This is a genomic window from Microcoleus sp. PH2017_34_RAT_O_A (genome assembly GCF_020737885.1).
Taxonomy (GTDB): Bacteria; Cyanobacteriota; Cyanobacteriia; order Cyanobacteriales; family Microcoleaceae; genus Microcoleus.
The window spans coordinates 44,102-66,611 of record NZ_JAEQDD010000011.1 but is presented as its reverse complement, the minus strand read 5'-3'; the positions used below and the strand labels follow the sequence as shown (position 1 = coordinate 66,611).

At 45.3% G+C, this 22,510-nt stretch carries 22 protein-coding genes and 1 tRNA gene; 14 read left to right on the top strand and 9 right to left on the bottom strand.

The window, feature by feature from the left end; translation table 11 throughout:
- The first annotated feature begins 403 nt into the window (after nt 1-403).
- The 8 genes from JGK11_RS06025 to JGK11_RS05990 all read left to right on the top strand — a co-directional run bounded on the left by JGK11_RS06025 (nt 404) and on the right by JGK11_RS05990 (nt 9,443).
- Nucleotides 404-2,044, top strand: coding sequence for a hypothetical protein (locus JGK11_RS06025; protein WP_293210969.1), 1,641 nt, complete (start codon nt 404-406; stop codon nt 2,042-2,044).
- A 156-nt stretch (nt 2,045-2,200) separates the two neighbouring features.
- Nucleotides 2,201-2,455 carry a hypothetical protein gene (locus tag JGK11_RS06020; protein ID WP_293192321.1) on the top strand — a complete coding sequence of 85 codons (255 nt, stop codon included), beginning with the start codon at nt 2,201-2,203 and terminating at the stop codon, nt 2,453-2,455.
- A gap of 92 nt (nt 2,456-2,547) precedes the next feature.
- Complete coding sequence (locus JGK11_RS06015) at nt 2,548-2,817, top strand: type II toxin-antitoxin system PemK/MazF family toxin (protein ID WP_293192319.1); 270 nt, start codon at nt 2,548-2,550, stop codon at nt 2,815-2,817.
- A gap of 62 nt (nt 2,818-2,879) precedes the next feature.
- Entirely contained in the window at nt 2,880-4,313 is a 1,434-nt protein-coding gene (gene zds / locus JGK11_RS06010; RefSeq protein WP_293210967.1) for a 9,9'-di-cis-zeta-carotene desaturase, read from the top strand.
- Between the two features lie 249 nt (nt 4,314-4,562).
- Nucleotides 4,563-5,009, top strand: coding sequence for an SRPBCC family protein (locus JGK11_RS06005; protein WP_293210965.1), 447 nt, complete (start codon nt 4,563-4,565; stop codon nt 5,007-5,009).
- Nucleotides 5,010-5,152: 143 nt separating this feature from the next.
- Entirely contained in the window at nt 5,153-7,171 is a 2,019-nt protein-coding gene (locus JGK11_RS06000; RefSeq protein WP_293210963.1) for a serine/threonine-protein kinase, read from the top strand.
- 83 nt (nt 7,172-7,254) lie between these two features.
- Nucleotides 7,255-7,328 (top strand) — tRNA-Val (locus JGK11_RS05995).
- Nucleotides 7,329-7,535: 207 nt separating this feature from the next.
- Nucleotides 7,536-9,443: an RNA-binding domain-containing protein gene (locus JGK11_RS05990; protein WP_293210961.1), complete on the top strand. Its 1,908-nt coding sequence runs from the start codon at nt 7,536-7,538 to the stop codon at nt 9,441-9,443.
- Between the two features lie 216 nt (nt 9,444-9,659).
- Here the strand turns inward: JGK11_RS05990 and JGK11_RS05985 are convergent, their stop codons facing one another.
- Nucleotides 9,660-9,857 (bottom strand): hypothetical protein, encoded by a 198-nt coding sequence (locus JGK11_RS05985; RefSeq protein WP_293176862.1) that lies wholly within the window; start codon nt 9,855-9,857, stop codon nt 9,660-9,662.
- On the bottom strand, nt 9,829-10,827 hold the full coding sequence (locus JGK11_RS05980; protein ID WP_293176864.1) for a hypothetical protein: 999 nt from the start codon (nt 10,825-10,827) through the stop codon (nt 9,829-9,831). Before JGK11_RS05980 ends, JGK11_RS05985 begins: the two co-directional genes overlap by 29 nt.
- A 277-nt stretch (nt 10,828-11,104) precedes the next feature.
- On the opposite strand from JGK11_RS05980, the gene JGK11_RS05975 reads away from it, so the two are divergent.
- The 4 genes from JGK11_RS05975 to JGK11_RS05960 all read left to right on the top strand — a co-directional run bounded on the left by JGK11_RS05975 (nt 11,105) and on the right by JGK11_RS05960 (nt 13,261).
- Nucleotides 11,105-11,347, top strand: coding sequence for a helix-turn-helix transcriptional regulator (locus tag JGK11_RS05975; protein ID WP_293176868.1), 243 nt, complete (start codon nt 11,105-11,107; stop codon nt 11,345-11,347).
- A gap of 137 nt (nt 11,348-11,484) precedes the next feature.
- Nucleotides 11,485-11,757 carry a helix-turn-helix transcriptional regulator gene (locus tag JGK11_RS05970; RefSeq protein ID WP_293176870.1) on the top strand — a complete coding sequence of 91 codons (273 nt, stop codon included), beginning with the start codon at nt 11,485-11,487 and terminating at the stop codon, nt 11,755-11,757.
- Nucleotides 11,758-12,068: 311 nt separating this feature from the next.
- Nucleotides 12,069-12,350 (top strand): helix-turn-helix transcriptional regulator, encoded by a 282-nt coding sequence (locus JGK11_RS05965; RefSeq protein ID WP_293176872.1) that lies wholly within the window; start codon nt 12,069-12,071, stop codon nt 12,348-12,350.
- 320 nt (nt 12,351-12,670) lie between these two features.
- A complete protein-coding gene (locus tag JGK11_RS05960; RefSeq protein WP_293210959.1) occupies nt 12,671-13,261 on the top strand; it encodes a helix-turn-helix domain-containing protein in 591 nt (196 codons plus the stop codon).
- 106 nt (nt 13,262-13,367) lie between these two features.
- On the opposite strand, the gene arfB is transcribed toward JGK11_RS05960, so the two are convergent.
- Complete coding sequence (arfB, locus tag JGK11_RS05955; protein WP_293176876.1) at nt 13,368-13,781, bottom strand: alternative ribosome rescue aminoacyl-tRNA hydrolase ArfB; 414 nt, start codon at nt 13,779-13,781, stop codon at nt 13,368-13,370.
- Nucleotides 13,782-13,784: 3 nt separating this feature from the next.
- Entirely contained in the window at nt 13,785-14,255 is a 471-nt protein-coding gene (locus JGK11_RS05950; RefSeq protein WP_293176878.1) for a restriction endonuclease, read from the bottom strand.
- Between the two features lie 81 nt (nt 14,256-14,336).
- Between JGK11_RS05950 and JGK11_RS05945 the strand changes: the two genes are divergently transcribed.
- Nucleotides 14,337-14,612: a hypothetical protein gene (locus JGK11_RS05945; RefSeq protein WP_293210957.1), complete on the top strand. Its 276-nt coding sequence runs from the start codon at nt 14,337-14,339 to the stop codon at nt 14,610-14,612.
- Between the two features lie 34 nt (nt 14,613-14,646).
- Here the strand turns inward: JGK11_RS05945 and gnd are convergent, their stop codons facing one another.
- On the bottom strand, nt 14,647-16,101 hold the full coding sequence (gene gnd / locus JGK11_RS05940) for a decarboxylating NADP(+)-dependent phosphogluconate dehydrogenase (RefSeq protein ID WP_293176882.1): 1,455 nt from the start codon (nt 16,099-16,101) through the stop codon (nt 14,647-14,649).
- A gap of 298 nt (nt 16,102-16,399) precedes the next feature.
- Here gnd and JGK11_RS05935 point away from each other — a divergent pair, with 298 nt between their 5' ends.
- Nucleotides 16,400-16,822 carry a hypothetical protein gene (locus JGK11_RS05935; protein WP_293176884.1) on the top strand — a complete coding sequence of 141 codons (423 nt, stop codon included), beginning with the start codon at nt 16,400-16,402 and terminating at the stop codon, nt 16,820-16,822.
- 242 nt (nt 16,823-17,064) lie between these two features.
- On the opposite strand, the gene JGK11_RS05930 is transcribed toward JGK11_RS05935, so the two are convergent.
- The 4 genes from JGK11_RS05930 to JGK11_RS05915 form a co-directional block, all read right to left on the bottom strand.
- On the bottom strand, nt 17,065-18,969 hold the full coding sequence (locus tag JGK11_RS05930; RefSeq protein WP_293210955.1) for an ABC transporter ATP-binding protein: 1,905 nt from the start codon (nt 18,967-18,969) through the stop codon (nt 17,065-17,067).
- A 103-nt stretch (nt 18,970-19,072) separates the two neighbouring features.
- Nucleotides 19,073-19,684 (bottom strand): hypothetical protein, encoded by a 612-nt coding sequence (locus tag JGK11_RS05925; protein WP_293210953.1) that lies wholly within the window; start codon nt 19,682-19,684, stop codon nt 19,073-19,075.
- Nucleotides 19,681-20,829 carry an ATP-binding protein gene (locus JGK11_RS05920; RefSeq protein WP_293192077.1) on the bottom strand — a complete coding sequence of 383 codons (1,149 nt, stop codon included), beginning with the start codon at nt 20,827-20,829 and terminating at the stop codon, nt 19,681-19,683. The genes JGK11_RS05925 and JGK11_RS05920 overlap by 4 nt, the downstream gene beginning before the upstream one ends.
- A 54-nt stretch (nt 20,830-20,883) precedes the next feature.
- Nucleotides 20,884-22,056, bottom strand: coding sequence for a Fic family protein (locus tag JGK11_RS05915; protein WP_293176892.1), 1,173 nt, complete (start codon nt 22,054-22,056; stop codon nt 20,884-20,886).
- Between the last annotated feature and the right edge of the window lie 454 nt (nt 22,057-22,510).

Sequence of the window (22,510 nt, the reverse complement as noted above, 5' to 3'; positions counted from 1 at the left end):
GTCAGTTTCATGATAGATTTTAGAGACATAAGATACGCTGCACACTGAAATTATCTTTGGGTCATTATAGGATCAATCATTCTGTGGTGCTCCCTTATCAGTATCAGTCATCAGTCAGTCACCTACTTTCCTGCCAACTGCCAACTGCCAACTGCCAACTGCCAACTGCCAACTGCCAACTGCCAACTGCCAACTGCCAAAAGCTTTCGGAGTCAACTGTCAACTGTCAACTGTCAACTGTCAACTGAACGTTGAAGGCTGAATTTTTAGCCGGAAATTTTTAATTACGGTGAGACCTCATTTCCAAGCTTGATGTCCTCTCCCCCTATAGGGTTTATGATTGAGAAGCAGCGGTTGACCCTTTGTGGCACCGCAACAATGCTTCACCCAACGGGCTTACTCTATGGCAGCGCTGAATCGCTCTACTCTTCGTCGGCTACAAAACTTACCTCAAATTCCCAGCGTGTGGGAGGGCGACCGCCGACCGTTATCAAATGCTGACTCGCACATGATGCTAGAGGACGACGACGATCCAGAAGCCGGTGGCGAGTGTATTCTATGGGTGGACGGCTCCGAAGGCATCGTGAGGGCTATGGACATGGTAGGCCCAGATGCTGGGCCAGAGGCGATCGTCCGCGCTCTCCTGCGGGCAATGGAACATCCCCAAAGTCCGGCCCCGGCAGTCCGCCCCCAAAAAATCGTAGTCAAAAACCGAGAAATTCAATTTTACCTGCGGGGAATACTTCAAGATTTAGGCATTTCCATTGACTACGTACCGGAATTGCCCTTAATTGATGAAATCTTTCGGAGTATGGAAGAAGTCGCTGTGAATCGGCCTCCCGAATTACCGCCTGAGTACGCCGAAGTGCTAATGGAAAAAGCAGCTCAAATTTGGCACGATGCTCCGTGGCGGACTTTGAGCGAACATCAAATTATATCTATTGAAATCAATCAGTGGGATGTCGCCAGCCTCTACGTATCCGTATTGGGCCAAGGGAGAATGGATTACGGAGTTTTGCTGTACCGATCTCTAGAATCCTTGAAGCGGTTTCGAGAGCGAGTTGTCAACGATGACTCTTTTGAAGATTTAGAACAGGCTTTTTTAGGGCAAGACTGTTTGTTTCTCACCTTTGAAAGCGCCGGCGAGCTTGATGAGGATGACGATGACGAAATTGATTTAGCCGATTTGCCTCCATCGGAAATTGAACCGAATTTTGGCAACCTGCATCCTTTAGAAGGATTGCGATCGATTCTTTACGAAGAAGAAGCCCTGACGATGTTAGTTGCTCTCGAAGCATTCCACCGCTTTTTCCACAACGGCCGCCGGAAATTGGCAGCAGACACATTTCCCGCTCTCAACAGTCGCTACCGCATCCCTGTTCCGCAGTCTGATGGAGAAATTCAACAGGTATCGGTTAAAGTTTCGACGATGCCTGAGGTGTCAGACGAATTATTACAGATGCTGGGCGATGACGATGACGATGAGGATGATGAATTTGAAATGCCACGGCTGCGGGACGATTTGGTGCCGCAAAATTCATTCTTGAGTCTGGGTGTCGTACCTTGGGAAACGGTAGATTTTCTACGCGGAAGTGTCCAGTTTCACGAAGGTGCAGAAGTCGATATTAATACCGCCGGGGATGGTTTGCCTGTAGTGATGATTCAAACTTCCAATCCCAAGGCTAAAACTATGATTCAAGATTTGAAAGAAGCTGGAGGGGTGAAGGCAATTTGTTTTAATCCGGGCGAAGATCCTTTTCAAGACGAGCAATACGACTTGGGTATTTTGCAAACAAAAAATGGGGAATTGTATTTGTTTGGCGAGTTTAATGAAAACGACCCGGTGCATCAGGAAGCTCGCAAAAAGTGGGAGCGCCGCTGTAAATCAACTAACGGTTGGTGCGGTTTGGTGATTGCTAAAGGGTTGATGGGTGCTTCTCGCGGTCAGCCTCAGTTTAAGGATATGGTCGCTTTGTTTGAGGTGCGCTGGGTTTCTCCTAAAGACTTAGGAATTGGGCCACTTCAGTTGATGCCGATGTTTTAAAGTCAGTTGTTAGTTGTTAGTTATTTGTTATTTGTTATTTGTTATTTGTTACTCGTGTGATGCTGCTAATAACCAATAACTAACAACCAATGATATTAGTCGCCAGTCAACAGTTAGCAGTCATTTTTTTTATTTGAATTGGCAAGGAGAACGAACGTGTCAAATTCTACTCAAAAGCGAGAAGTGTTGGTCGCCCTTGATGCCGAGTTTGCTGATAAAATAGACCAGCTTACCGATAATTGGACGGAGGCGATCGAACAAGCTCTCCGTCTCTGGTACGCCAAGCAAATAGAAGATAAATTGCGGAAATTTTATCTCAACCGCAGTCAAGAAGATATTCAGGATGAAAAAGAGTGGTTTGATTTTGTAGAAGAACAGATAGAGGAAGCATGGAACGCCGATGGACTCTAATTCAATAACTACAACTTATCCCAGACAAGGGGAGATTTATCTTTCAAGGGCTTTGCGTCAGTTAGGAGATACAAAAAAAAAGACCTGTAGTTGTGGTTTCTCCTGACATCCGCAACGAGTTTAGCGATTCTGTGATTGTTGTTCCTTTCACAAGTAACCTTACAGGCGTAGATAATCCTAATCGCATCTTAATTCCGGCTGGTGAGGGAGGATTACAAGCTGATTCTTTAGCTGTCTGCGAAAATGTGTCTGCTTTGCGCCAGACTTATCTGGAACAAAGCCCTTACGGTGCAATTAGTGCGGATTTTTTGGCAAGAATTCAGAGAGGGGTGCAAGTGCCGATCGGCATTTACGCACTTTAGAATGTTTCGGAAACTCTAAAACTTGTTACAATTTGTAAAAATACTGGATAAGGATAGGTAAAATGCGGGTTGCGATCGCAGGTGCGGGACTGGCTGGAATGACCACAGCAGTCGATTTAGTGGATGCCGGCCACGAAGTAGAAATTTTTGAGTCCCGCCCTTTTGTCGGCGGCAAAGTCAGCAGTTGGGTAGATCCCGACGGGAATCACGTTGAAATGGGTTTGCACGTATTCTTCGGCTGCTATTATAACTTATTTGCCCTAATGAAAAAGGTGGGAGCTTTTGACGATTTGCTCCTCAAAGATCACGTCCACACTTTTATCAATCGAGGCGGCGAAACTGGTTCTTTGGATTTTCGCTTTCCCGTGGGTGCTCCTTTGCACGGTTTGAAGGCATTTTTCACTACATCCCAGCTAACGGTACAAGACAAAATTCAAAATGCGATCGCCCTGGGAACTAGCCCCATCGTCCGTGGTTTGATCGACTTTGAGGGAGCAATGAAAACTATCCGCAATTTGGATAAAATTAGCTTTGCTGACTGGTTTCGCAGTCAAGGGGGCAACCAAAACTCCCTCAAAAGAATGTGGAACCCGATCGCCTACGCACTAGGTTTTATCGACACCGAAAATATTTCTGCCCGGTGTATGTTGACAATTTTCCAATTCTTTGCATCCAAAACCGAAGCCTCTGTCATGCGGATGCTGGCGGGTTCTCCCAACGAATATTTGCACAAACCAATTGTCGAATATTTGGAAAGTAAAGGAACCAAAATTTACACGCGGCGCAGAGTGCGAGAAATTCAGTTTGAAGAAGGCACAGAAACGCGCGTGACAGGTTTGCTAGTAGCTAACGGCGAAACTGAAGAACATATTACCGCAGACGCTTACGTTTTCGCCTGCGACGTGCCTGGAATTCAGAAAATATTGCCTCCAGCTTGGCGCAAGTGGTCGGAATTTGACAACATTTATAAGTTAGATGCGGTACCAGTTGCGACAGTACAATTGCGGTTCGATGGTTGGGTAACGGAACTGGAAGATGAAGCCAAGCGCAAACAGTTGAGCCACGCTGTAGGCATCGATAATTTGCTATATTCAGCAGATGCAGATTTTTCTTGTTTTGCCGATTTGGCGCTGACAAGTCCCAAGGATTATTATAAAGAAGGACAAGGTTCTCTGTTGCAGTTGGTGCTGACACCGGGCGATCCGTTTATCAAACAAAGCAATGAGGCGATCGCCCAACACGTACTCAAGCAAGTTCAGGATTTATTCCCCTCAGCACGGGAATTAAATATGACTTGGTACAGTGTGGTTAAGCTCGCTCAATCTCTGTATCGGGAAGCGCCGGGAATGGATCTTTTCCGCCCTGCTCAAAAAACTCCTGTTGCTAATTTCTTTTTAGCTGGAAGTTACACTCAGCAAGACTACATTGATAGCATGGAAGGTGCGACTCTTTCCGGTCATCAAGCGGCTAAGGCTATTCTGGAAACTTACAGTTAGTTGGCAGTTGATAGTTGGCAGTTGGCAGTTGGCATTAGTCGCTCCAGTGAAAAATGCTAAAAGCTAAAAGCTAATGATTTTCTCTCGTTTCCAGGCTCTGGCTGGGAATGCCTTGGAGGAGGCTCTGCCTCTGATATTCGCTTTTGAAAACCGAGGCGGAGCCTCTGGATATGCGTTACCAGGCCGAGCCTGGAAACGAGAAGAAACAATTCTTCAATCTAAAATCTAAAATCTAAAATCTAAAATCGAATGACTGATTGGTTAGAGCATAGTGTACAAGTAGAAGTGGCAATTCCTATCGAATTAGCGTGGGAACTTTGGTCTGACTTAGAGCAAATGCCGCGCTGGATGAAGTGGATAGAATCAGTTCGAGTTCTCGAAGAAGATCCAGAATTATCGCGCTGGAAACTTGCAACCGGGGGGTTAGAATTTAGCTGGCTTTCTCGGATTCTCAAATTAGTGCCGAATCAGATAATTCAGTGGGAATCGGTAGATGGTTTGCCCAATCGGGGTGCGGTGCGGTTTTACGATCGCAAAAACAGCAGCATTGTCAAACTAACCGTGGCTTATGGAGTTCCCGGCTGGCTGGCAACATTGATGGACAATTCATTTGTAGGGCGAGTTGTTGAATCGACTATTCAGGCTGACTTGGAAAGGTTTAAAGAGTATGCTCTGAATGTTAAAGCTAGAGCTTAAATGCTGCGGACTGAAGTCCTCACTACAAACTGGTTTGATCGTTCGGACTTCAGTCCTTTAATTTTAAATTGTAACGCGAAGGTCGATCGCCCTTTTGGCTCAGTATCATAGAAATATGCTGCTGATTGCTTCCCGGTTCAGTTATGAGTTATTGCCTAAACCCCGCCTGTCAAACCCCCCAAAATGCCGATCGAACTCAATTCTGCCTGAATTGTGGCACAAAACTGTTGCTGAGAGAGCGTTACCGCGCCATCAAACCCCTCGGGCGCGGCGGTTTTGGCCGTACTTTTTTAGCCGTTGACGAAGACAAACCCTCAAAACCGCGCTGTGCAATCAAACAGTTTTTCCCGCTATCCCAAGGAACCAGCAGCGCCGAAAAAGCAGCAGAATTATTCAACCGAGAAGCGGTGCGGCTGGACGAATTGGGAAAACACCCGCAAATTCCCGAATTGCTGGCGCACTTTCAGCAGGAACGATATCAGTATTTAGTGCAGGAATTTATAGAAGGTCAAAATTTACAGCAAGAATTGGCGGGGGCTGGGGCTTTTAGCGAAAATCAGATTCTCGGTATGCTGAATGATTTATTGCCAGTATTGCAGTTCGTGCACGATCGCAATGTAATTCACCGAGACATTAAACCACCTAACATTATCCGCCGCCGCGTTTCTCAAACTCCGATTATTTATACTTACCCAACACTAACCGGGGAATTAGTTTTAGTTGACTTTGGTGCTGCAAAACTTGTGGAGGGTTTGAGAGAAACAGGTACAGTGATTGGTTCGCCTGAATTCGTGGCGCCGGAACAAATTCGAGGTCAAGCGGTTTATGCTAGCGATTTGTATAGTTTGGGCGTAACTTGCATTTATTTACTGACTCAAATATCTCCGTTTGATTTGTTCGATATCAATCAAGATGTTTGGGTTTGGCGAGATTTTTTGAAGGTTCAAATCGATCCGAAATTAAGCCGCATCATCGACAGAATGATCGAACCGAGTCTCAGTCGCCGCTACAAATCTGTAGCTGAAGTTCTCCAAGATTTGCAGCCGCAGCAGTCGGGGGCGGGCACGCACCATCCACCGCCCCTACCAGCGCCTGCAATTCCCGTGCCACAGAGGATGCCTGCGGTGCAGAATGCCGTGCCACCAACGGTTGCAGGCACTATTATACCTGTGCCACCGATGCAGCGGGTTGTGCCAGCGCGCGCGCCTACTTGGAGGTGCGTTCATACTTTGGTAGGTCATTCCCATGCTGTTACGTCAGTAGCTTTCAGTCCTGATGGCGCGACTTTAGCTAGCGGGAGTGAGGATAAAACGATCGAGATGTGGAATTTGCACGGGGGTAAGCGGTGGTATACTCTCACGGGTCATTCTGACTGGGTGACTTCTGTGGCTTTTAGTCCTGATGGGGCGACTTTGGCTAGCGGTGGCCGGGATAAAACTATTCAAATTTGGGATTTGAATAAGGGTAAGTGGTGGTATGCTTTGCGCGGTCATGAGGATCGGGTTTATGCTGTGGCGTTTAGTCCCGACGGTCAGGTTTTGGCGACGGGGAGTCGGGACAAGACTGTGCAGTTGTGGAATTTGAATAAGGGTAGGCCGATGTCGGCTTTGAATGGTCACGTCGGTGGGGTGGAGGCGGTGGCTTTTAGTCCTGGTGGGGAGTTTTTGGCGACGGGGAGTCGGGATAAGAGTTTGCAGTTGTGGGATTGGCGCAATGGTCGATCGATTTGTACTTTAGCAGAGCACGGGGATTGGGTGCGGGCGATCGCCTTTGCTGCGAACTTCCCCAGCCAGGGCGGGCACGGGGGCACCGCCCCTACAAGGGGGGGAGTAGGAGAAGGATCGATTTTGGTTAGTGGGAGTCGGGATGGTACAGCGAAGCTGTGGCGGGTGGACGCACAGGGGCGAGGTACGCTGCTGCGGAGTATGAGGGACAATTCTGGGGATGTTTTGTGTGTGGCGTTAAGCCGGGATGGTGGGTTTTTGGCGACGGGGAGTCGGGATGGTTCGATTTATTTGTGGGATACGGCTACGGGGGGTTTGCTGGAACTTCTGACGGGACACGGGGGGGAGGTTTTGTCGGTGGCCTTTAGTGCTGATGCGGGGTGTTTGGCTAGCGGTTCGGGCGATCGAACTGTGAAGATTTGGCGGGTTGGGAATTAGGGCGGTGGCTGTGGGTGGCTTGAAAAATTTTATATTTATGCTTGACAATTCATCTAATGTTCTGCTACATTGGTAATTCGTGAGGACGCATAGCTCAGTTGGTTAGAGCACTACGTTGACATCGTAGGGGTCACTGGTTCGAGTCCAGTTGTGTCCATAGTTTTTTAAGCCTTATGGCTACGACATTTAGGACTCTGACTTAATGTATAGTAACAAAATATTTATCACTGATAACATACTTAATCGCGCTGGCAGCGATCGACTCTTGTTGGTCTGTGGGTTTGAGCTTTGAAATACTGGCAGCGCTCAAACGCCTTTATGAGAAAGAACTGGAGTTTACTCACCCTGCTTCAGAGATAAGGAAATGGATTTAGAAACATTACTCGATCGCATAAACCTTGGAGAAGACCAAGACATTGAATTTAAGTCTGCTGACGGTGGTTTTCCCAAAAGTAGTTGGGAAACAGTATCAGCATTTGCCAATACAGATGGTGGTTATATTGTTCTAGGTGTCACGGAAAATCGAAATGGGTTCGAGATTTCAGGTGTCCGTAACCCCAGTGTACTATTAAAAGAATTTTGGAACAATCATAACAATCTGCAAAAACTCAGCACTCCTATCTGTTTTAACTCCGATCTAGAACAACTAGAGATTGAAACTAATAAGTTAGTCATTATTAAAGTGCCAAGAGCGACTCGGACACAGCGACCAGTTTATATTAACAATAATCCTTTAACAGGCACATATAAACGCAATTATGAAGGGGATTATCGTTGCACTGATGCTGAAATCCGTCAAATGTTGCGCGATGCCAGTGATGCACCTCAAGATATCCAAATTTTAGAAGGTTTCGACCTTAGTGATATCGATACAGAAACATTAAAATCCTTTCGTCAACGGTTTAGCTCTAGAGAACCAGATCATCCTTGGCTGGCATTACATGATTCGGATTTGTTGCGTCAGTTAGGGGGATGGAGTCGCGATCGCAGCACGGGTCAAGAAGGGTTAACTATTGCTGGTTTGCTCATGTTTGGTCGCGAACGTAGTATTTTAGATGCACTGTCTCACTACCAACTTGATTATCAGGAGCAACTTTCTGACGATCCAGAAACACGATGGACTTACAGACTAACACTTGACGGCAAGTGGGAACCTAACTTGTTTAATTTTTACTATCGTGTTTATACTCGTGTAGTTAATGATTTAGAAGTTCCTTTCCAACTCGACAAAGATGCCATACGTCGTGGCGAAACTCATGTCCATGAAGCATTGCGAGAGGCTTTGGTCAATACTCTTATTCATGCCGATTATCAATCTACTCGCCCTTTAAAAATTACCAAGTATAAAAATGGTTTTTCGTTTTCCAATCCGGGTCGTCTGAGAATTTCTATTCAGCAGCTTTACGAAGGCGGCGTTAGCGATCCTCGCAATCCTAATTTGCAAAAAATGTTTCAAATGCTTGGCTTAGGAGAAAAAGCAGGATCGGGCTTTAGAAAGATGATCCGCGCATGGATAGAGCAGCAATGGTTTCCTTTGGTATCAGAGAAATTAGAGTTAGAGATGACTTTGGTTGCTTTACCAATGGTGAGCATGATTCCCGAAAATGTCGAAACAGAGTTAAGGGAAATTGTGGGAGATGACTATTGCGAATTGACCGAATTAGAGCGGATTATTTTGATACTGGCACATCAATCAGGAGAAATTAGCAATGCTGACATTCAGTGTTATAGTCGAGAACATCCCAGAGATATAGGGGAATGTCTCAAGCAATTCGTAAATAATGGTTGGTTAGAGCGCTCTGGTCGTGGTCGCGGAACTCAGTACGCTCTACCAAATAAAAGTCAACCTGATTTACTTTCCTTGATTCCAAGCTCCGTGCATAATGAGCCAAGCTCCGTGCATAACGAGTCAAGCTCCGTGCATAATGAGTCAAGCTCCGTGCATAATGAGTCAAGCTCCGTGCATAATGATGAAAATTTCTTTTTACTAGAAATAGCTGCTCCGGTTCGAGAAAAGCAACGGGCAAGTCCAGAGTTGATGAGAAACACGATTCTGAAACTTTGCTCGGAAAGATATTTAACTGTCAAAAGATTAGCTGAACTATTGAATCGCAGTTCTGAAACAATTAGGACTCATTTTATTAATCCAATGTTGTCAGAAAAATTACTAGAACTCAAATATCCTGATGAACCAACTCATCCTCAGCAAGCATACAGAACTTTATTGTCTCAAGGAATCAGCAATATTTCTGATACTCCGCCATCTTTTTAAACCTCACAAAACCTCCTTGACACCAGCCATCCGCCCACAACGCGGGAATCTTAAACTTCGCCCCACAGTTGGGACATTCCGATCGCACTTTTAACCAATCTCGATACTAATGTCGTAAGCGAAGCAGACCGAAGGTATCGCCCCAACATCCGCAAATCATGACAACTCCCATAACCCAGTAGGGACACGACACAGCGCCGTGTCCTTAATCGTAGCTTATCGACGACAGCCTTCGGCGATCGCCCTTAACACCGCTAGCCGCACTTCAGGATGCGATTTTTCAAGGCCGTTAGCCCGAAAAATCCAGTGTCCGCCGCCCGCGTGCTCGATCGCAATCTTCTGTCCGTCAGGCAAAACGATTTGCCACCAATTCAACACAGTGGCTTTAATCAGTTGGCACTGAATCTGGGTCAATTGAGCCTCCATCAGCTTCAGTTGACGCATGATTGGGTTTTGGGCAGATGACTTCATTATTTTGTTCCTGAAATAAATTGGATAGTTTCTCGACTGGAATTTCTGTTTGCTTATTTTTCAGCTTATTTTCACTTGGAGAGCTTTTCGCTTTTACTTTACCTTCCGAACTTTTCGCCTTCACCTCCCTTTTACCACCTTTTGGCTCATTTTTTACTCCAAAACCTTTAGATTTAACTTTGGCTGGAGCAGAATTTGAAATCTGTTCCGCTGCGGGCTTCTTAAACTCCGCGTCCAATTGGTCTAAAATCTCCTCTTGTTCGGGAGTGTGTTCCGCCGGCTGCTCTACAATTCTGGGGTTGTATTCGTCAACCAGCCGCCCCAAAAATTCCGAAATTGACATTCCCGCAGCGGCTGCTTTTTTGGTCAACAGGGCGTAGGTGTCGGTTTTAATCCGAATTTGTTTTAACCTGAGGTTGGGATTGTTGTCAACTGTTTCGGCTATCGTTATTGCTGTAATCCTTTCTTTGGGGATGACATCCACAACTTCTTGCCACTTTTCCTGTAAAGCACAGTCGCCGTATTGATCTGTGACTGCGTGTTTGAACAAGGGGACAACTTGAGCGACGCAGCTAGGCAAAATCTCAAATCCGGCTTTTATTAAGCGCAGGCAAATTGCCGCAGATTTGATAATTTGCGTGCAATAAAAATACTGTCTGCCTAAGGCTTGTTCGCAGTAAATTTTGAAAGTTTTGAACTTGTCTTTGTACAAGCGCAGTTTTCGGATCGCGTCCAGCATGATCCCTTGTCGCACGTAGTCGAGGAATCCTCTTTTTATTTCGCCTGTCAGATACTCTAAATCGTGAAAGGGCGATTGATTCTGGATTTCTTCTTCAAAGTCTAGCAGCGGGCCTGCGAAGTGAAAGTTGGAGGCGATATCGCCTAGGTAGAAGTTGTCGGTAGATGTGGTCATGATCGGGAAGGGGTCGAGAAAGGGAACGATAGCACGGAAGTTGGGCGATCGCAAAGTGGAATTTTTGGTCGGGATTTTTGGTACAATTTTGAGTTGGGCTGTGTTGTAAGGTCGATCGACCTTTTACATCGCATCACCTCAAGGCGGCTATTCAAACTTGGACGTTTGGACTGTTCGGCCTGACCGACCGACTTGTGTTATGTCGCTTTTGTCTCATTATGAGATGTCGATTTAATTTTGTCAAGTATGACATCTCAATTTGAGATTTTATGTTACAATGTCATCAAGAAAAGAACGAAGACAGGAGGGCAATTCACCATTGGAAGCCCTAAGAATCAACAAAACAGACTTATCACAAGATGAGTTTGCTTTTAGATGCGGGATTCCGCGGGCCACATATCATAGATGGATATCTGGAGCCACAGAACCAAAATTTTCTCTCTTTCAGTTGAAAGCTATTTGCCGAGAACTAAAAATAGAAAAAATAGATGAACTTCCAGAGAGCTTTGGGCCGAATTAGCAATTAAATTAAACCAACAGATACAATTTTGAGTTGGGTTGTGCTTTCAGGCTTGCCGGCTGCTTGCTATGCCTTTATTCGTAGTTTAGTCAGGCTTCCTGTCTTTGTCAAGGGTAAACTACGAAACATTCTGCATAATGAATCAAGAAGTACGGGATTTATACGAAATGAGCCTTGCGGAAATTAGAGAATACAGGGGCTTTAGTCGCCGTGAGCTTAGCCTGCAACTGACGGGGAAAGTTTCTGAAGATACTTTGTATTCCATAGAAAAAAGAAAACAAAAACCCAGAGTTGATACTGCAATAGCCATTTGTACAGCCCTAAATATTAGCTTGAAACAGTTCTGTCACTCGATCGGGCTAGATGTGTCAGGACTTGTTGATGATTACGTGCCGCCGAGGGACAGCTAACCAACAGAGCGAAGTTTTGGTCGGGATTTTTGGTACAATTTTGAGTTGGGCTGTGTTGTAAGGTCGATCGACCTTTTACATGGCACCACCTCCTCGGAGTTCAGAGAAAGGGGCTTAAAGTATGCACTCAAACCCCAAAAATAGGCTCTTGTATGCCAGCACAATTGATAGACAGCACAAGCAAGGCGGTTATTAAAACCTGCACGTTTTGAACTTGAAGGCTCGCCGACCACCTTCTGCCATGTCCGTCACTTACAACTTTAGTTGGACAATTCTAATTTGTCAACTAAAGTTGTATAACTTTAGTTTAAATGAATCAAGATATAGACTATCTCAAACCAGAAACTATTCAAGAAGCTATCCAATTGGCTGAAGCTACGCAGGAACAACTAGCCCGAAACCTAGGAGTTTCTCTAAATACAGTGAATTCCTGGGTTAATTGTCGGAAAATGCCACGGGCGGATAATTTTTTCGCCCTATGCAGGGAGTTAAAGCTTTCGCCCAAAACCGTCGCTAGATTGCTACGCATCGATATCTCCAACATTCCTGACGATATCCCTTTGGTAAAATCGCCCTCACGATCGGACAACTAACAAGCACAGGGAAGTCATGGTCGGAATCTTTGGTACAATTTTGAGTTGGGCTGTGTTGTAGGTCGATCGACGATTGACATCGCATCACCTCCTCGGAGTTCAGGGAAAGGAGCTTGAGGTATGCACTCAAGCCCCAAAAATACTAAGGGTTATGCAGGTGCATAATTGATAGACACTACAAGTGAGGCGGTTATTCAAACCTGCATTTTGATCGAAGGAGGCTTGCCAGGCCGCCTTTGTTTTGCCTATCTACTAGCAGTTTAGTGCCAGATACCAACTTTGTCAAGCACTATTTTGCTAGCAATTAATTGCTATAGTTAATGGAAGCTGAAGACCGAGAAACGATAACCTTGAAAAACCTGAGAGAAAGTGCAAATTTGACCCAACCCGAACTTAGTCGTCGAATGGGGGTAGGAATTCGCATTATTGGTGATTGGGAACGAGGAGAAGCCATTCCTCGCTTCGATCGCGTCATTGCTCTGGCGCGGGAGCTAGGCGTACCTCTAAAAACACTTGCTAGATGTATGGGATTAGACGTAGCCAAAATTCCCGATGACCTACAAGCATTAAGTGTACTTCATCTTTCGACGGAGGTCAAGAAGCCAGAATCATTGAAACAAGCTTCATGTATTAGGGAAGAAAATTCGCAAGAAAAGGAAAAGTCTCCATTAAGGCTTCTCAGAGAACAAGCTGGGCTAACCCGCCCTCAAGTCAAACAACATATCGGCGTTTCTGAGCGGATGCAAGCTGACTGGGAATCAGGAAAGTCTATGCCAACTGTTGAAAACGTGGCTGCACTGGCTAACCTATACCAAGTTTCTCTAAAAACTATGTTTGAGCTTTTAGGATTAGACGTAACTAAAATTCCCGATGACTTATCCAGTAGATCGCGAGGGCGATCGGACAAATAACGCGCAGGGGTTAATTCTTAGGTACGTAGTTGCGCTTCAGCGCTCTTTCCGATATCCCAAAAAGAGCGCTGAAGCGCAACTACGTACCTGGGAGCCCTTTGATCCCTTAATCGGTAATTTTCCCTCTCAGAGCCTTAATCTGCCCTCGCTTGGTTTTGCTGTCAAGACGCTTGCGCTGGGAACTACGAGTCGCTTTGCTGGGTTTGCGCCTTTTCGGGATGACGATCGCACTTTTGATCAATTCTTGCAGCCGCCTCAAAGCCTCCTCGCGGTTTTGTTCCTGGCTGCGGTGCTCCTGTGCTTTGATGATAATCACACCTTCGGAGGTGATTCGCCCATCGTTGAGTTGCAATAAACGCTCTTTGTAGCGATCGGGTAATGAAGAAGCTGGGATATCAAAGCGCAGGTGAATAGCACTCGCCACCTTATTTACATTTTGTCCGCCCGCGCCTTGGGAGCGAATGGCGCTAATCTCAATTTCGCGATCGGCAATAAATACTGTGTTGGAAATTTCTATCATGATTTATTGATAATTCTTAGCTGTCAGGATGAATTCGATGAGTTTTTTTCTATCCCATAACTCTACGTCGTTAGATTTGGCAAGTTTGCAAGCATTTTCTGTAAATCTGTTGTTGGTGATGACTCTGCCTTTATTTCCGTTGTAATGTCTGACGGCTCCTGCTACTTCTTGAACTGCTTTAATCCCAACTGGATTTTTGCTTCTTTTTGCTTGAACTACTGTTTTCGATCCGTCTTTGTACAAAATCAAATCTGCTCCATAATCTTGACTGTCTTGAGTTAAAGTGACGCTATAACCACAGTTTCTAAAATGGACAGCTAGAAATTTTTCAAACTCTTTGCCAGTCATTGCATCCACTTCGAGAATACCGCTGTCTGATAAAAGTTTTTTTGATTCTTCTTCTTTAATTGTATCAAATACCAATGCTGCAATATCACCGATAATGGCAGCGGCTCTTACTAGAAAAGGTTTCATAAAATTACACTTACTTTAAAGAGATATCTATAGTTTATAATACAAAGTGGCGAGTTGTTCGTATAGACGAGGTTGAAGACTATGACGAAATCGCATGATATCATTCGAGAACAAGACCGGAGATTGGGAGAATTAATGGCGATCCTCTTCGAGGGCTTCGCTAACGTCCGTCAGCGATTCCTGGATGCAGGCGGCGATCCCCGACACCCGCCATCAGGTTTAAAAGGCGATGATTACATGACAGACGCAGAAAGACAAAAAGCACTCACGATCGCCCGATCGCTCTTTAACGACGAATATATTAAAAGCTATCTCAAAAACAAACGTCAAAACAATTTGCAACCCCAGATTAATTAGTAAGGTGCGCCGAAACGCACCCTACAAAAACTAATTAATCAGCAGTACCAGTTTGCAGCGACTCTTTAGCAGCCTGAGTCCACTCTGAGTGGAAGAATTCACCGCGCGGTTTGTCGGTGCGCTCGTAGGTGTGAGCCCCGAAATAATCGCGCTGAGCTTGCGTCAGGTTTTGCGGGAGTCGATCGCGCCGATAGCTGTCGAAATAGTCCAGGGACGCGCTGAAGGCCGGTACAGCGATACCCAGCAGGCTAGCCGTAGATAACACTTCGCGCCAAGCTGATTGGCGATCGAGAATGCTCTGTTTAAACTCTGGCGCTAACAGCAAATTCGGCAGTGCGGGATCGTCCTTGAAAGCTTTTTTAATCTTGTCCAAAAATCCAGCCCGAATGATACAGCCGCCCTTCCAAATGCGGGAAATTTCGCTCAAACTCAAGTCATAATTATACGACTTTGAGGCCGCGCTCAACAGCGCCATACCTTGGGCGTAGGAGCAAATTTTCGAGCAGTAAAGAGCATCCCGAACTTTGTTCACAAACTCTTTAGGATCGCCTTCGTACTTGGTGGTAGGCCCCGTCAGTTGTTCCGAAGCTTTGACGCGCTCTGCTTTGTAAGAAGACATGATTCTGGCATTCACAGCAGCGATAATTGTGGGAATGCTCACGCCCAATTCCAAAGCACTCATTACAGTCCAGCGACCAGTACCTTTTTGACCGGCAGCATCCATAATTACCTCAACTAAGGGTTGCTTAGTTTCCGGGTCAATGTATTTGAAAATATTAGCCGTAATTTCAATCAAAAACGAGTTGAGTTCGTCAGTTGTATTCCATTCGGCAAAAACTTCCTGCAACTCCTGGCCGCTGAGTCCACCGACGTTTTTTAGCAAATCGTAGGCTTCAGCAATGAGCTGCATATCCCCGTACTCAATACCGTTGTGCACCATTTTCACATAGTGACCGGCACCGCCAGGGCCGATGAATGTGACGCAGGGGCCGTCATCTACTTGAGCCGCTATTTTGACGAGAATTGGCTCTAATTCCTTGTAGGCTGCCAGCGTGCCACCGGGCATCATGCTAGCGCCATTCAGTGCGCCTTCTTCGCCGCCGCTAATGCCCATGCCGACAAATCCCAGTCCGGCAGCTTCTAAATCTTTGGTGCGACGTTCGGTGTCATCGTAGAGGGAGTTGCCGCCGTCAATAATCATGTCATTGGGGTCTAGCATGGGTTTGAGCTGGTCAATTACCGCATCTACGGCTTTGCCAGCTTGTACCATGACTAAGATTCTTCGAGGACGTTCTAGAGCTTCGACGAATTCCGCCAGAGTCTTGGTGGCTACAATGTTTTTGCCCTGGGCCCGTTTTGCCATGAATTCGTCGGTTTTGGCTGCTGTGCGGTTGTATACCGCTACGGAGAAGCCTCTGCTTTCGACGTTGAGGGCTAGGTTTTCGCCCATAACTGCTAGACCGATTAAACCAAAATTTTGCTTTGCCATAAAAATACTCGGTAAGTGGGAAACTCAGAGTCTTTAGACCTGAGAGGGAATTTACTCTTTGTGGAACAGGCCGGAAAGCCTGTTAAGCGAGCATGATGCAAGATGTCAGTTTAAGTGTATTTTTATATTCAAAAAATTGATGTTTGGTGAATCACTAGGGTTTTTTTAAGATTTAAGCGATATTAGCGATATTAAAGAGAGCGGTGAGGGATAATGAGACGGATATTAATTCGATCGCAGTAACGATAGATACAGATAAGCGGACATTTTGAGGAAAATTTAGGAGACTGTTGTAATTATGGAAGATTTGCAGTATCTGGCAGCCTGGGTGAAGGAGCAACACGCTCGGGAGTATATTTTGACTTGGCTGCTGAGTCAACAGGGGCTGTGGTGGTCGGATGGAGAGATTTATCAGGCGGTTTTGCAAAAGTCGGGAAAGCTGTTGAAGGCTTACGTGCAAAAACGGCAGGCTGGAGAGTTGTTTGAGGGGATTTCTGAGAAGTTGGTCGGAGATGAGAATTGGGATGATTTGGTAATCAGTTTGGGGCGAATTGTTGCTGTTTATCAGGAGGAATTGGTGAAGTTGCAAGAGCGCGATATGCGGGGAGACGGACTAAAAAAAAAGTCAATTAGCCAACCTGTAAGTGGAGATTCTTTGTCGGTGTTGGAGGTGCAGCAAGCTTTGCCCGATCCTTATGCGGATACGCTGACTGGGAGATAGTCAGTTGGCAGTTGGCAGTTGGCAGTTGGCAGTTGACAGTTGGTGATTAGTTATTGGTTATTGGTTATTCGTAGCAGGCAAAAAATAACAATAATATCGTTTCTGGTTGCATCGGAATAGTCAGTGCTGTCCCCGCTCGCTACCCCAATAGCGAGCGGGGACAGCACTACATAATTCGGATGTCACCCGATTTGATATACAAAATAACCAATAACTAATAACAAGCAACCAATAACCAATATCTAAATATAGCTGCTAGCTTGACGGGTAAACATTGAATGGTATATTTCGCCCAATTCTATCAATTCGTCGTGAGTTCCGATTTCGACTATTTTACCATTTTCCATCACGGCGATGCGATCGGCAATTTTGGCCAATCCCAACCTGTGGCTGATGACAATCGTGGTTTTCCCGGCGGCGATTTGGCGGAAGATGCTGTAAATTTCGTGTTCTGTCTTGGGGTCGAGGGCGGCGGTTGGTTCGTCAAAAATTAGGACTTCGGCTGTATCAAGCCGCATTAAGGCGCGGGCGATCGCAATTCTTTGCCACTGTCCCCCCGATAAGTCTATGCCGTCTTCTAATTGTTTCCCCAACGGTGTCTCTAAACCTGCGGAAAGACTATTGACTTTTGCGCTAATTCCTGCTTCGGAAATAGCTTCGTTAATTGCGGTGTCATCCGACAGTGAAAGCAAGTCGCCAAAACCGACGTTTTCGCGCACTGTGGAGGGGAAACGGGCGTAATCTTGCATGACAACGGCGATGCGCGATCGCACGTATGCTAGAGGGTACGATCGCAAATCTTTGCCATTCCAGGCGATCGTACCACTTGTCGGGTCGTACAGGCGACCGAGGAGTTTGCCAAGAGTCGTCTTACCCGCGCCATTTTCCCCGACAAGCACTAGCATTTCACCCGGATTAATGGTTAAGTCGATATTTGCGATCGTGCTTTTAGTGCTACCGGGATAGCAAAAAGATAAATCCTTAATCTCGATACCAATTTTATCTTTTGTGGCACGGGCATCTTGCCCGTGATCTGATACTTGATTTGTGGCACGGGCATCTTGCCCGTAATCTTCTAAACTAGGCAAGCGAGATGCCACATTCACCAGCGGAGACTGCAACTCGGGTTTGAGATCCAAAAGTTGAAAAATCGGACTGACGCCGAGGGAAATATCGTACAAATTAGTGTAATTACCAATCAGTAATTGCAAACTCGTCTCTACTTGGACAATCAAACCAGAATACAGCGCCAAATCTCCCAAAGTGTAGCGCCCTCCCAAAGCTCCCATCACCACATAAACAAATGGCAAGGCTACACCTATTCTACTAAATATCGACCACAAAAGTACAACAATCGCTCCTTTTTTTCGCACTTGCTGCATCTCGCTAAAAAACTGCAAATACTGACCATTCCAGCGTTTGAGCCAAAGTTCCTGCAACCCAAACAAACGCAATTCTTTAGCATATTCTTCCCCTGTCAATACCGTAGCGGATAAGTTCATCTCGCGAGTGATTTTAGCTTGCTTTTTTTGAACTCTCCAGATAAGTTTGAGATATTTTCTTTCAATGTGAATTGAGGGAAGTGATGACACCACCATCACCACAGGAACCCACCAAGCTATTGATGCAGCCAGGCCGATCGAGGGAATGAAGATACAAATTCCCGTGATTGTCATGCTGATGGTGAAGGCTAGTTGCTGTACTTGTTTAACTCCGGTTTTGGCAAGTTCTAATATGTTTAATAGTTCGGGGTTTTCAAACAGGGCGATATCGTCAAAATTGGCGACTTTTTCGAGGACTTGTCCTTCAACTCCGCCTTGCACGCGATCGCGCAAAGATGTTGCTGCAAAAGAACTCATGGTTTCGATTGAATCGCTGACTAACTTGAGAGTTAAGACTCCGACAATACTCCACAGCAAGATTGGGTGGGAAAGCATCAAAGCTAAAGGTTGTGCCGTTTGGGTTCGTGACAGCAACCGAGATACTTCATCAATGATTAGTTTATCTAAAACAAGCACGCCAGATGGGGCGGCACCGCGGATGATGTTGAGTATGATTAAATTGCGGAGTTCGATCGGTGCGGCTTTGATTATCAGGCTTAGGCTGCGCCGCAAAGCTTGGAATGTGGTAATTTGGATGGGTTGCATAGTTTGTGGCTAGGTGTCGGGTCTACTCATCCCCTCCCGTTATATTATAGATGATCGGTTGATTAATTGTCGTTGGCGAGCGCATAATTTCTCTTTTTTTTTCTCAATTTTCCCAGGTTGGTTGAAAATTTATGAGTGCATTCATAGCTCGTTGTAAACTGGGGGAATTAGTCTGTGCTGATGCAACCTGCCAACTTTGATTGACAAACTGGATGAGTTGACCGTTATAGTCTTTACCAATTTTTGCGGTACTATTACGATCGGGGACAATCCCCTCCCGCAGATTTCGCTTCCTTGACTTTTTAGCCAGAGTGATTAAAAGCTGTTTGGGATCGGAAATTCGATCCACATCGCCAGGAATTAAGTCTACTGAAATACCCAGAAATTCGGCAAATCCCTCCCGATGTGCAAGTAACCACGCTTCCACTTCTTTAACCGCAATCCGAAACAGCAGATTAGGATGTTTTGGTTGAGTTAGCCACTCGGAAAGAATTACTAGCGGACAGTCTGCATTATCCAAATCAGTTAATACTAAGTATGGCATTCCCTTCGCCGCATGATTTAATCCAGGAAGAATCTTTTTGATTTTGCCATATCCTCTCTGGTTCAAGCAATTTCCCACTGAAAATCGACGTTGAGACTGTTTAAGCATTTCTTTAAGAACTGCTTCACTCAGTACATCCTCAAACACTAAATTGATGGGAATATCCGTCATTTGAATAAACTGAGTTGTTCGATGGCGGGCGGTGCTGTGAGAGGAAGTGCAGCATCAGCTATACTTAAACCTCCTTCTAATAGCATTGTTATTTGTTCGTTACTAGAGGCAAGTTTTACTTGAGTTCCTTCAGCAGTCGGTGTCATTAGCAGCACCTCTTCGCCGCCAATGCCTTTGTCTGAGAGCAAATCGGCACTATGGGTACTGAGAATAACCTGTCGCTTTCTCGGACGCTGAAGGCGATAAATCAGAGACGGTAGATTGCTAACAATCGCCGAATTTAAGGAGAGTTCTGGTTCTTCTAGTAACAATAATGAATCAGTTTCTAACAGCGACCAAAGCAAACCAATTAACCGTAACGTTCCGTCAGAAAATTGGTCTTCCCGTTGTTTCCCCGCTCCGGGCCGCCAATGTTCGTAAACAGCTTCTAAATGCGGAACTCCCATCACATCTTTGGTATCTGTGAGGTTTTTCAATTGTGGTACAGCTAACTTTAAAGCATCTTCAATTTTTTTTAATCGTGATTTTCGGGTTTTTTCGGGAGTTTTAGCAACTCGCTCTAAAAAAGTTCTACCAAAAGGATCTTCGGAAAGTCCAGGAGTAGCAAAAGCTTCGGGATGACGAACTAACTGAGGAATTAAATGTAAATATAAAATCGATTCTAAAAATTTAGCAATTTCTCTAAATTCTGCATTAGCATTAATTTGCTCTAAATAAGTCTGGGTGAGACGTAGCTCATCGTTCTCATCTTCTTGAGTAGGGCGATCGATAATTTGCCGATCGCCCTTCCAAACTCGCTCGTAGGCAACAATCGGCTCATTTTTCCCACCTTTTTTCTGTTTAATTCCCAGCCCATACCTCCATAATGGCTGTTCGGAATTAGATTCTGAAAGGTGAATTTCTATTTCTACATCGGGATATCGACGTGCATAAAGACTGCGAATTTTTGAGACGCCGCCTCGATCGCTCACGGCTTTCTGCAATCCGCCTCCTGCTTTGGCCAGATCCCGCAAAAAGCGCAATGAATCGAGAAAGTTTGACTTACCACAGGCATTCGGGCCTACCAGAAAAACGCGATCGCGCAACTCAACATTCACTGACTGAAAATTGCGCCAATTTTGCAGAACTATATGGGAGATAATCATTATTTTAACCTAATCAAGAAATACTTAATCATAGAGTTAATTTTTACTAGCGTTTTAGTGAGAATCAGAATTGTCAGGATTGATTAGTGAGTAGCTGCTTTCAAAAAGATCCAGATAGGGTTTGTAACGATAAAGTCTGTTGCGTTGCCAACCTGTGACTTCATCAAGCAAAGCAATTTCTACAAATTTATCGACTATTTTCCTAGCTGTTGCGTAACTACATTGCAATTCGTTTTCTACTAAACGAATATTGACGATTGGGTGCTGGAAAAGTATATCTAGCAAGCGCAAACCATAACTGCTACTGGAAATTTGCTGACCGATTATTTCGCGGTGATTTTCGCGCATTTCCAGAATAGAACGGGCTGTAGTTGTTGCTGACTGGCTGACTTCAAAAATACCTTGAAGAAAAAACTTTAACCATCCTTCCCAATCTCCATGAGTGCGAATTGCCATCAGGCGATCGTAATACTCTATTCTGTGAAACTTTAGATAATGACTGAGGTATAGTAAAGGCTTTTGTAGGATTCCTTGCTGACAAAGCAGAAAAGTAATTAGCAATCGTCCAATCCGTCCATTTCCATCTAAAAATGGGTGTATTGTTTCAAATTGAGCGTGAGCTAATCCGCAATGAATCAGTACAGGTAAAGAATTGGTATCGTGCAAAAATCTCTCTAGGTTGTCGAGAGATTGGTGCATTTCTGCAACTGTTGGAGGTACATAGGCCGCAGTACCCAGGTTACAACCTTGAGGGCCAATCCAATTTTGACTTTTCCGAAATTCTCCCGGTGTGCGATCGCTTCCTCGCACGTCTTTGAGTAATTCTGTATGAATTTCTCGCAGCAAGCGCAGACAAAGTGGAAATTCTTGAAGCCGCTTTAAACCGTAGTTCATGGCGTTAACGTAGTTAACAACCTCTTGCACATCTTTAAAGCGTTCTTGACCTTTGACATCAATTTCATATTGAAGTACGTCCTCTAGGGTGCTTTGCGTTCCTTCAATTTGCGAACTAAGAACGGCTTCCTGACGGACGTACATCGCTACGAATAGGTCAGGGTTGGGCAAAATAGAGGTAGCACCGTCTAGTCTTCCTAAAGCCCGATCGGCATTGGAGAGCAAGCGATGAAGCTCTGCGTCCATTTTAATGGGCGGTTCGGGAGGGAGGGGCGCTGGAATGAAGGCGCTGTATCCTTCAGTTTGTTGGACGTATCGACCAGATCGCATCATTGGGTGACGGAGGGACAAAGGTTGAGGTCTTGTTATCTTATGTTATTCCAGTGAAATAAGACGGCGGTCGCGGAATCTTATTATAGCAAAAGTCTTTTTAGTATAATAAGATTGCCAGGACAGGCCAACTCGATCGCAATACGAGGATACAGCAGTGCTGTGTCCCTACGGATATGGTTGAGACAGGAGGACACAGCAGTGCTGTGTCCCTGCGGATATGGTTGAGAACCTTGCGTGACATACCCGGCACTCATTTTGTAAACAAATAGAGTGCAGGCTTCCTCTTTCAACGGGAGAGCCTCGACGCGAGCCATCTCTAAGCTGGTCTTATCCTCCCTCCGTAGGTTTTACTCACCTTTATTTTATGTGGTACTTACTAGCAAGATAATTACTTATCTTTTCCGGCAGACTCCCTGTGTCCCAAGGAGTAGAATTGTTGATTTTTTCACCCATC

Excerpts from the sequence above, each read along its gene's own strand:
- JGK11_RS06005 (WP_293210965.1), top strand. The coding sequence starts at position 4,563 with ATGACTGATTGGTTAGAGCATAGTGTACAAGTAGAAGTGGCAATTCCT.
- JGK11_RS05925 (WP_293210953.1), bottom strand. The coding sequence starts at position 19,684 with ATGACGGATATTCCCATCAATTTAGTGTTTGAGGATGTACTGAGTGAA.
- JGK11_RS05970 (WP_293176870.1), top strand. The coding sequence starts at position 11,485 with ATGAATCAAGAAGTACGGGATTTATACGAAATGAGCCTTGCGGAAATT.
- JGK11_RS05920 (WP_293192077.1), bottom strand. The coding sequence starts at position 20,829 with ATGATTATCTCCCATATAGTTCTGCAAAATTGGCGCAATTTTCAGTCA.
- JGK11_RS05975 (WP_293176868.1), top strand. The coding sequence starts at position 11,105 with ATGTCATCAAGAAAAGAACGAAGACAGGAGGGCAATTCACCATTGGAA.
- JGK11_RS05950 (WP_293176878.1), bottom strand. The coding sequence starts at position 14,255 with ATGAAACCTTTTCTAGTAAGAGCCGCTGCCATTATCGGTGATATTGCA.
- JGK11_RS06000 (WP_293210963.1), top strand. The coding sequence starts at position 5,153 with ATGAGTTATTGCCTAAACCCCGCCTGTCAAACCCCCCAAAATGCCGAT.
- JGK11_RS06025 (WP_293210969.1), top strand. The coding sequence starts at position 404 with ATGGCAGCGCTGAATCGCTCTACTCTTCGTCGGCTACAAAACTTACCT.
- JGK11_RS05945 (WP_293210957.1), top strand. The coding sequence starts at position 14,337 with ATGACGAAATCGCATGATATCATTCGAGAACAAGACCGGAGATTGGGA.
- JGK11_RS05935 (WP_293176884.1), top strand. The coding sequence starts at position 16,400 with ATGGAAGATTTGCAGTATCTGGCAGCCTGGGTGAAGGAGCAACACGCT.
- JGK11_RS05915 (WP_293176892.1), bottom strand. The coding sequence starts at position 22,056 with ATGATGCGATCTGGTCGATACGTCCAACAAACTGAAGGATACAGCGCC.
- arfB (WP_293176876.1), bottom strand. The coding sequence starts at position 13,781 with ATGATAGAAATTTCCAACACAGTATTTATTGCCGATCGCGAAATTGAG.
- gnd (WP_293176882.1), bottom strand. The coding sequence starts at position 16,101 with ATGGCAAAGCAAAATTTTGGTTTAATCGGTCTAGCAGTTATGGGCGAA.
- JGK11_RS05965 (WP_293176872.1), top strand. The coding sequence starts at position 12,069 with ATGAATCAAGATATAGACTATCTCAAACCAGAAACTATTCAAGAAGCT.
- JGK11_RS05930 (WP_293210955.1), bottom strand. The coding sequence starts at position 18,969 with ATGCAACCCATCCAAATTACCACATTCCAAGCTTTGCGGCGCAGCCTA.
- zds (WP_293210967.1), top strand. The coding sequence starts at position 2,880 with ATGCGGGTTGCGATCGCAGGTGCGGGACTGGCTGGAATGACCACAGCA.
- JGK11_RS05990 (WP_293210961.1), top strand. The coding sequence starts at position 7,536 with ATGGATTTAGAAACATTACTCGATCGCATAAACCTTGGAGAAGACCAA.
- JGK11_RS05960 (WP_293210959.1), top strand. The coding sequence starts at position 12,671 with ATGGAAGCTGAAGACCGAGAAACGATAACCTTGAAAAACCTGAGAGAA.
- JGK11_RS05980 (WP_293176864.1), bottom strand. The coding sequence starts at position 10,827 with ATGACCACATCTACCGACAACTTCTACCTAGGCGATATCGCCTCCAAC.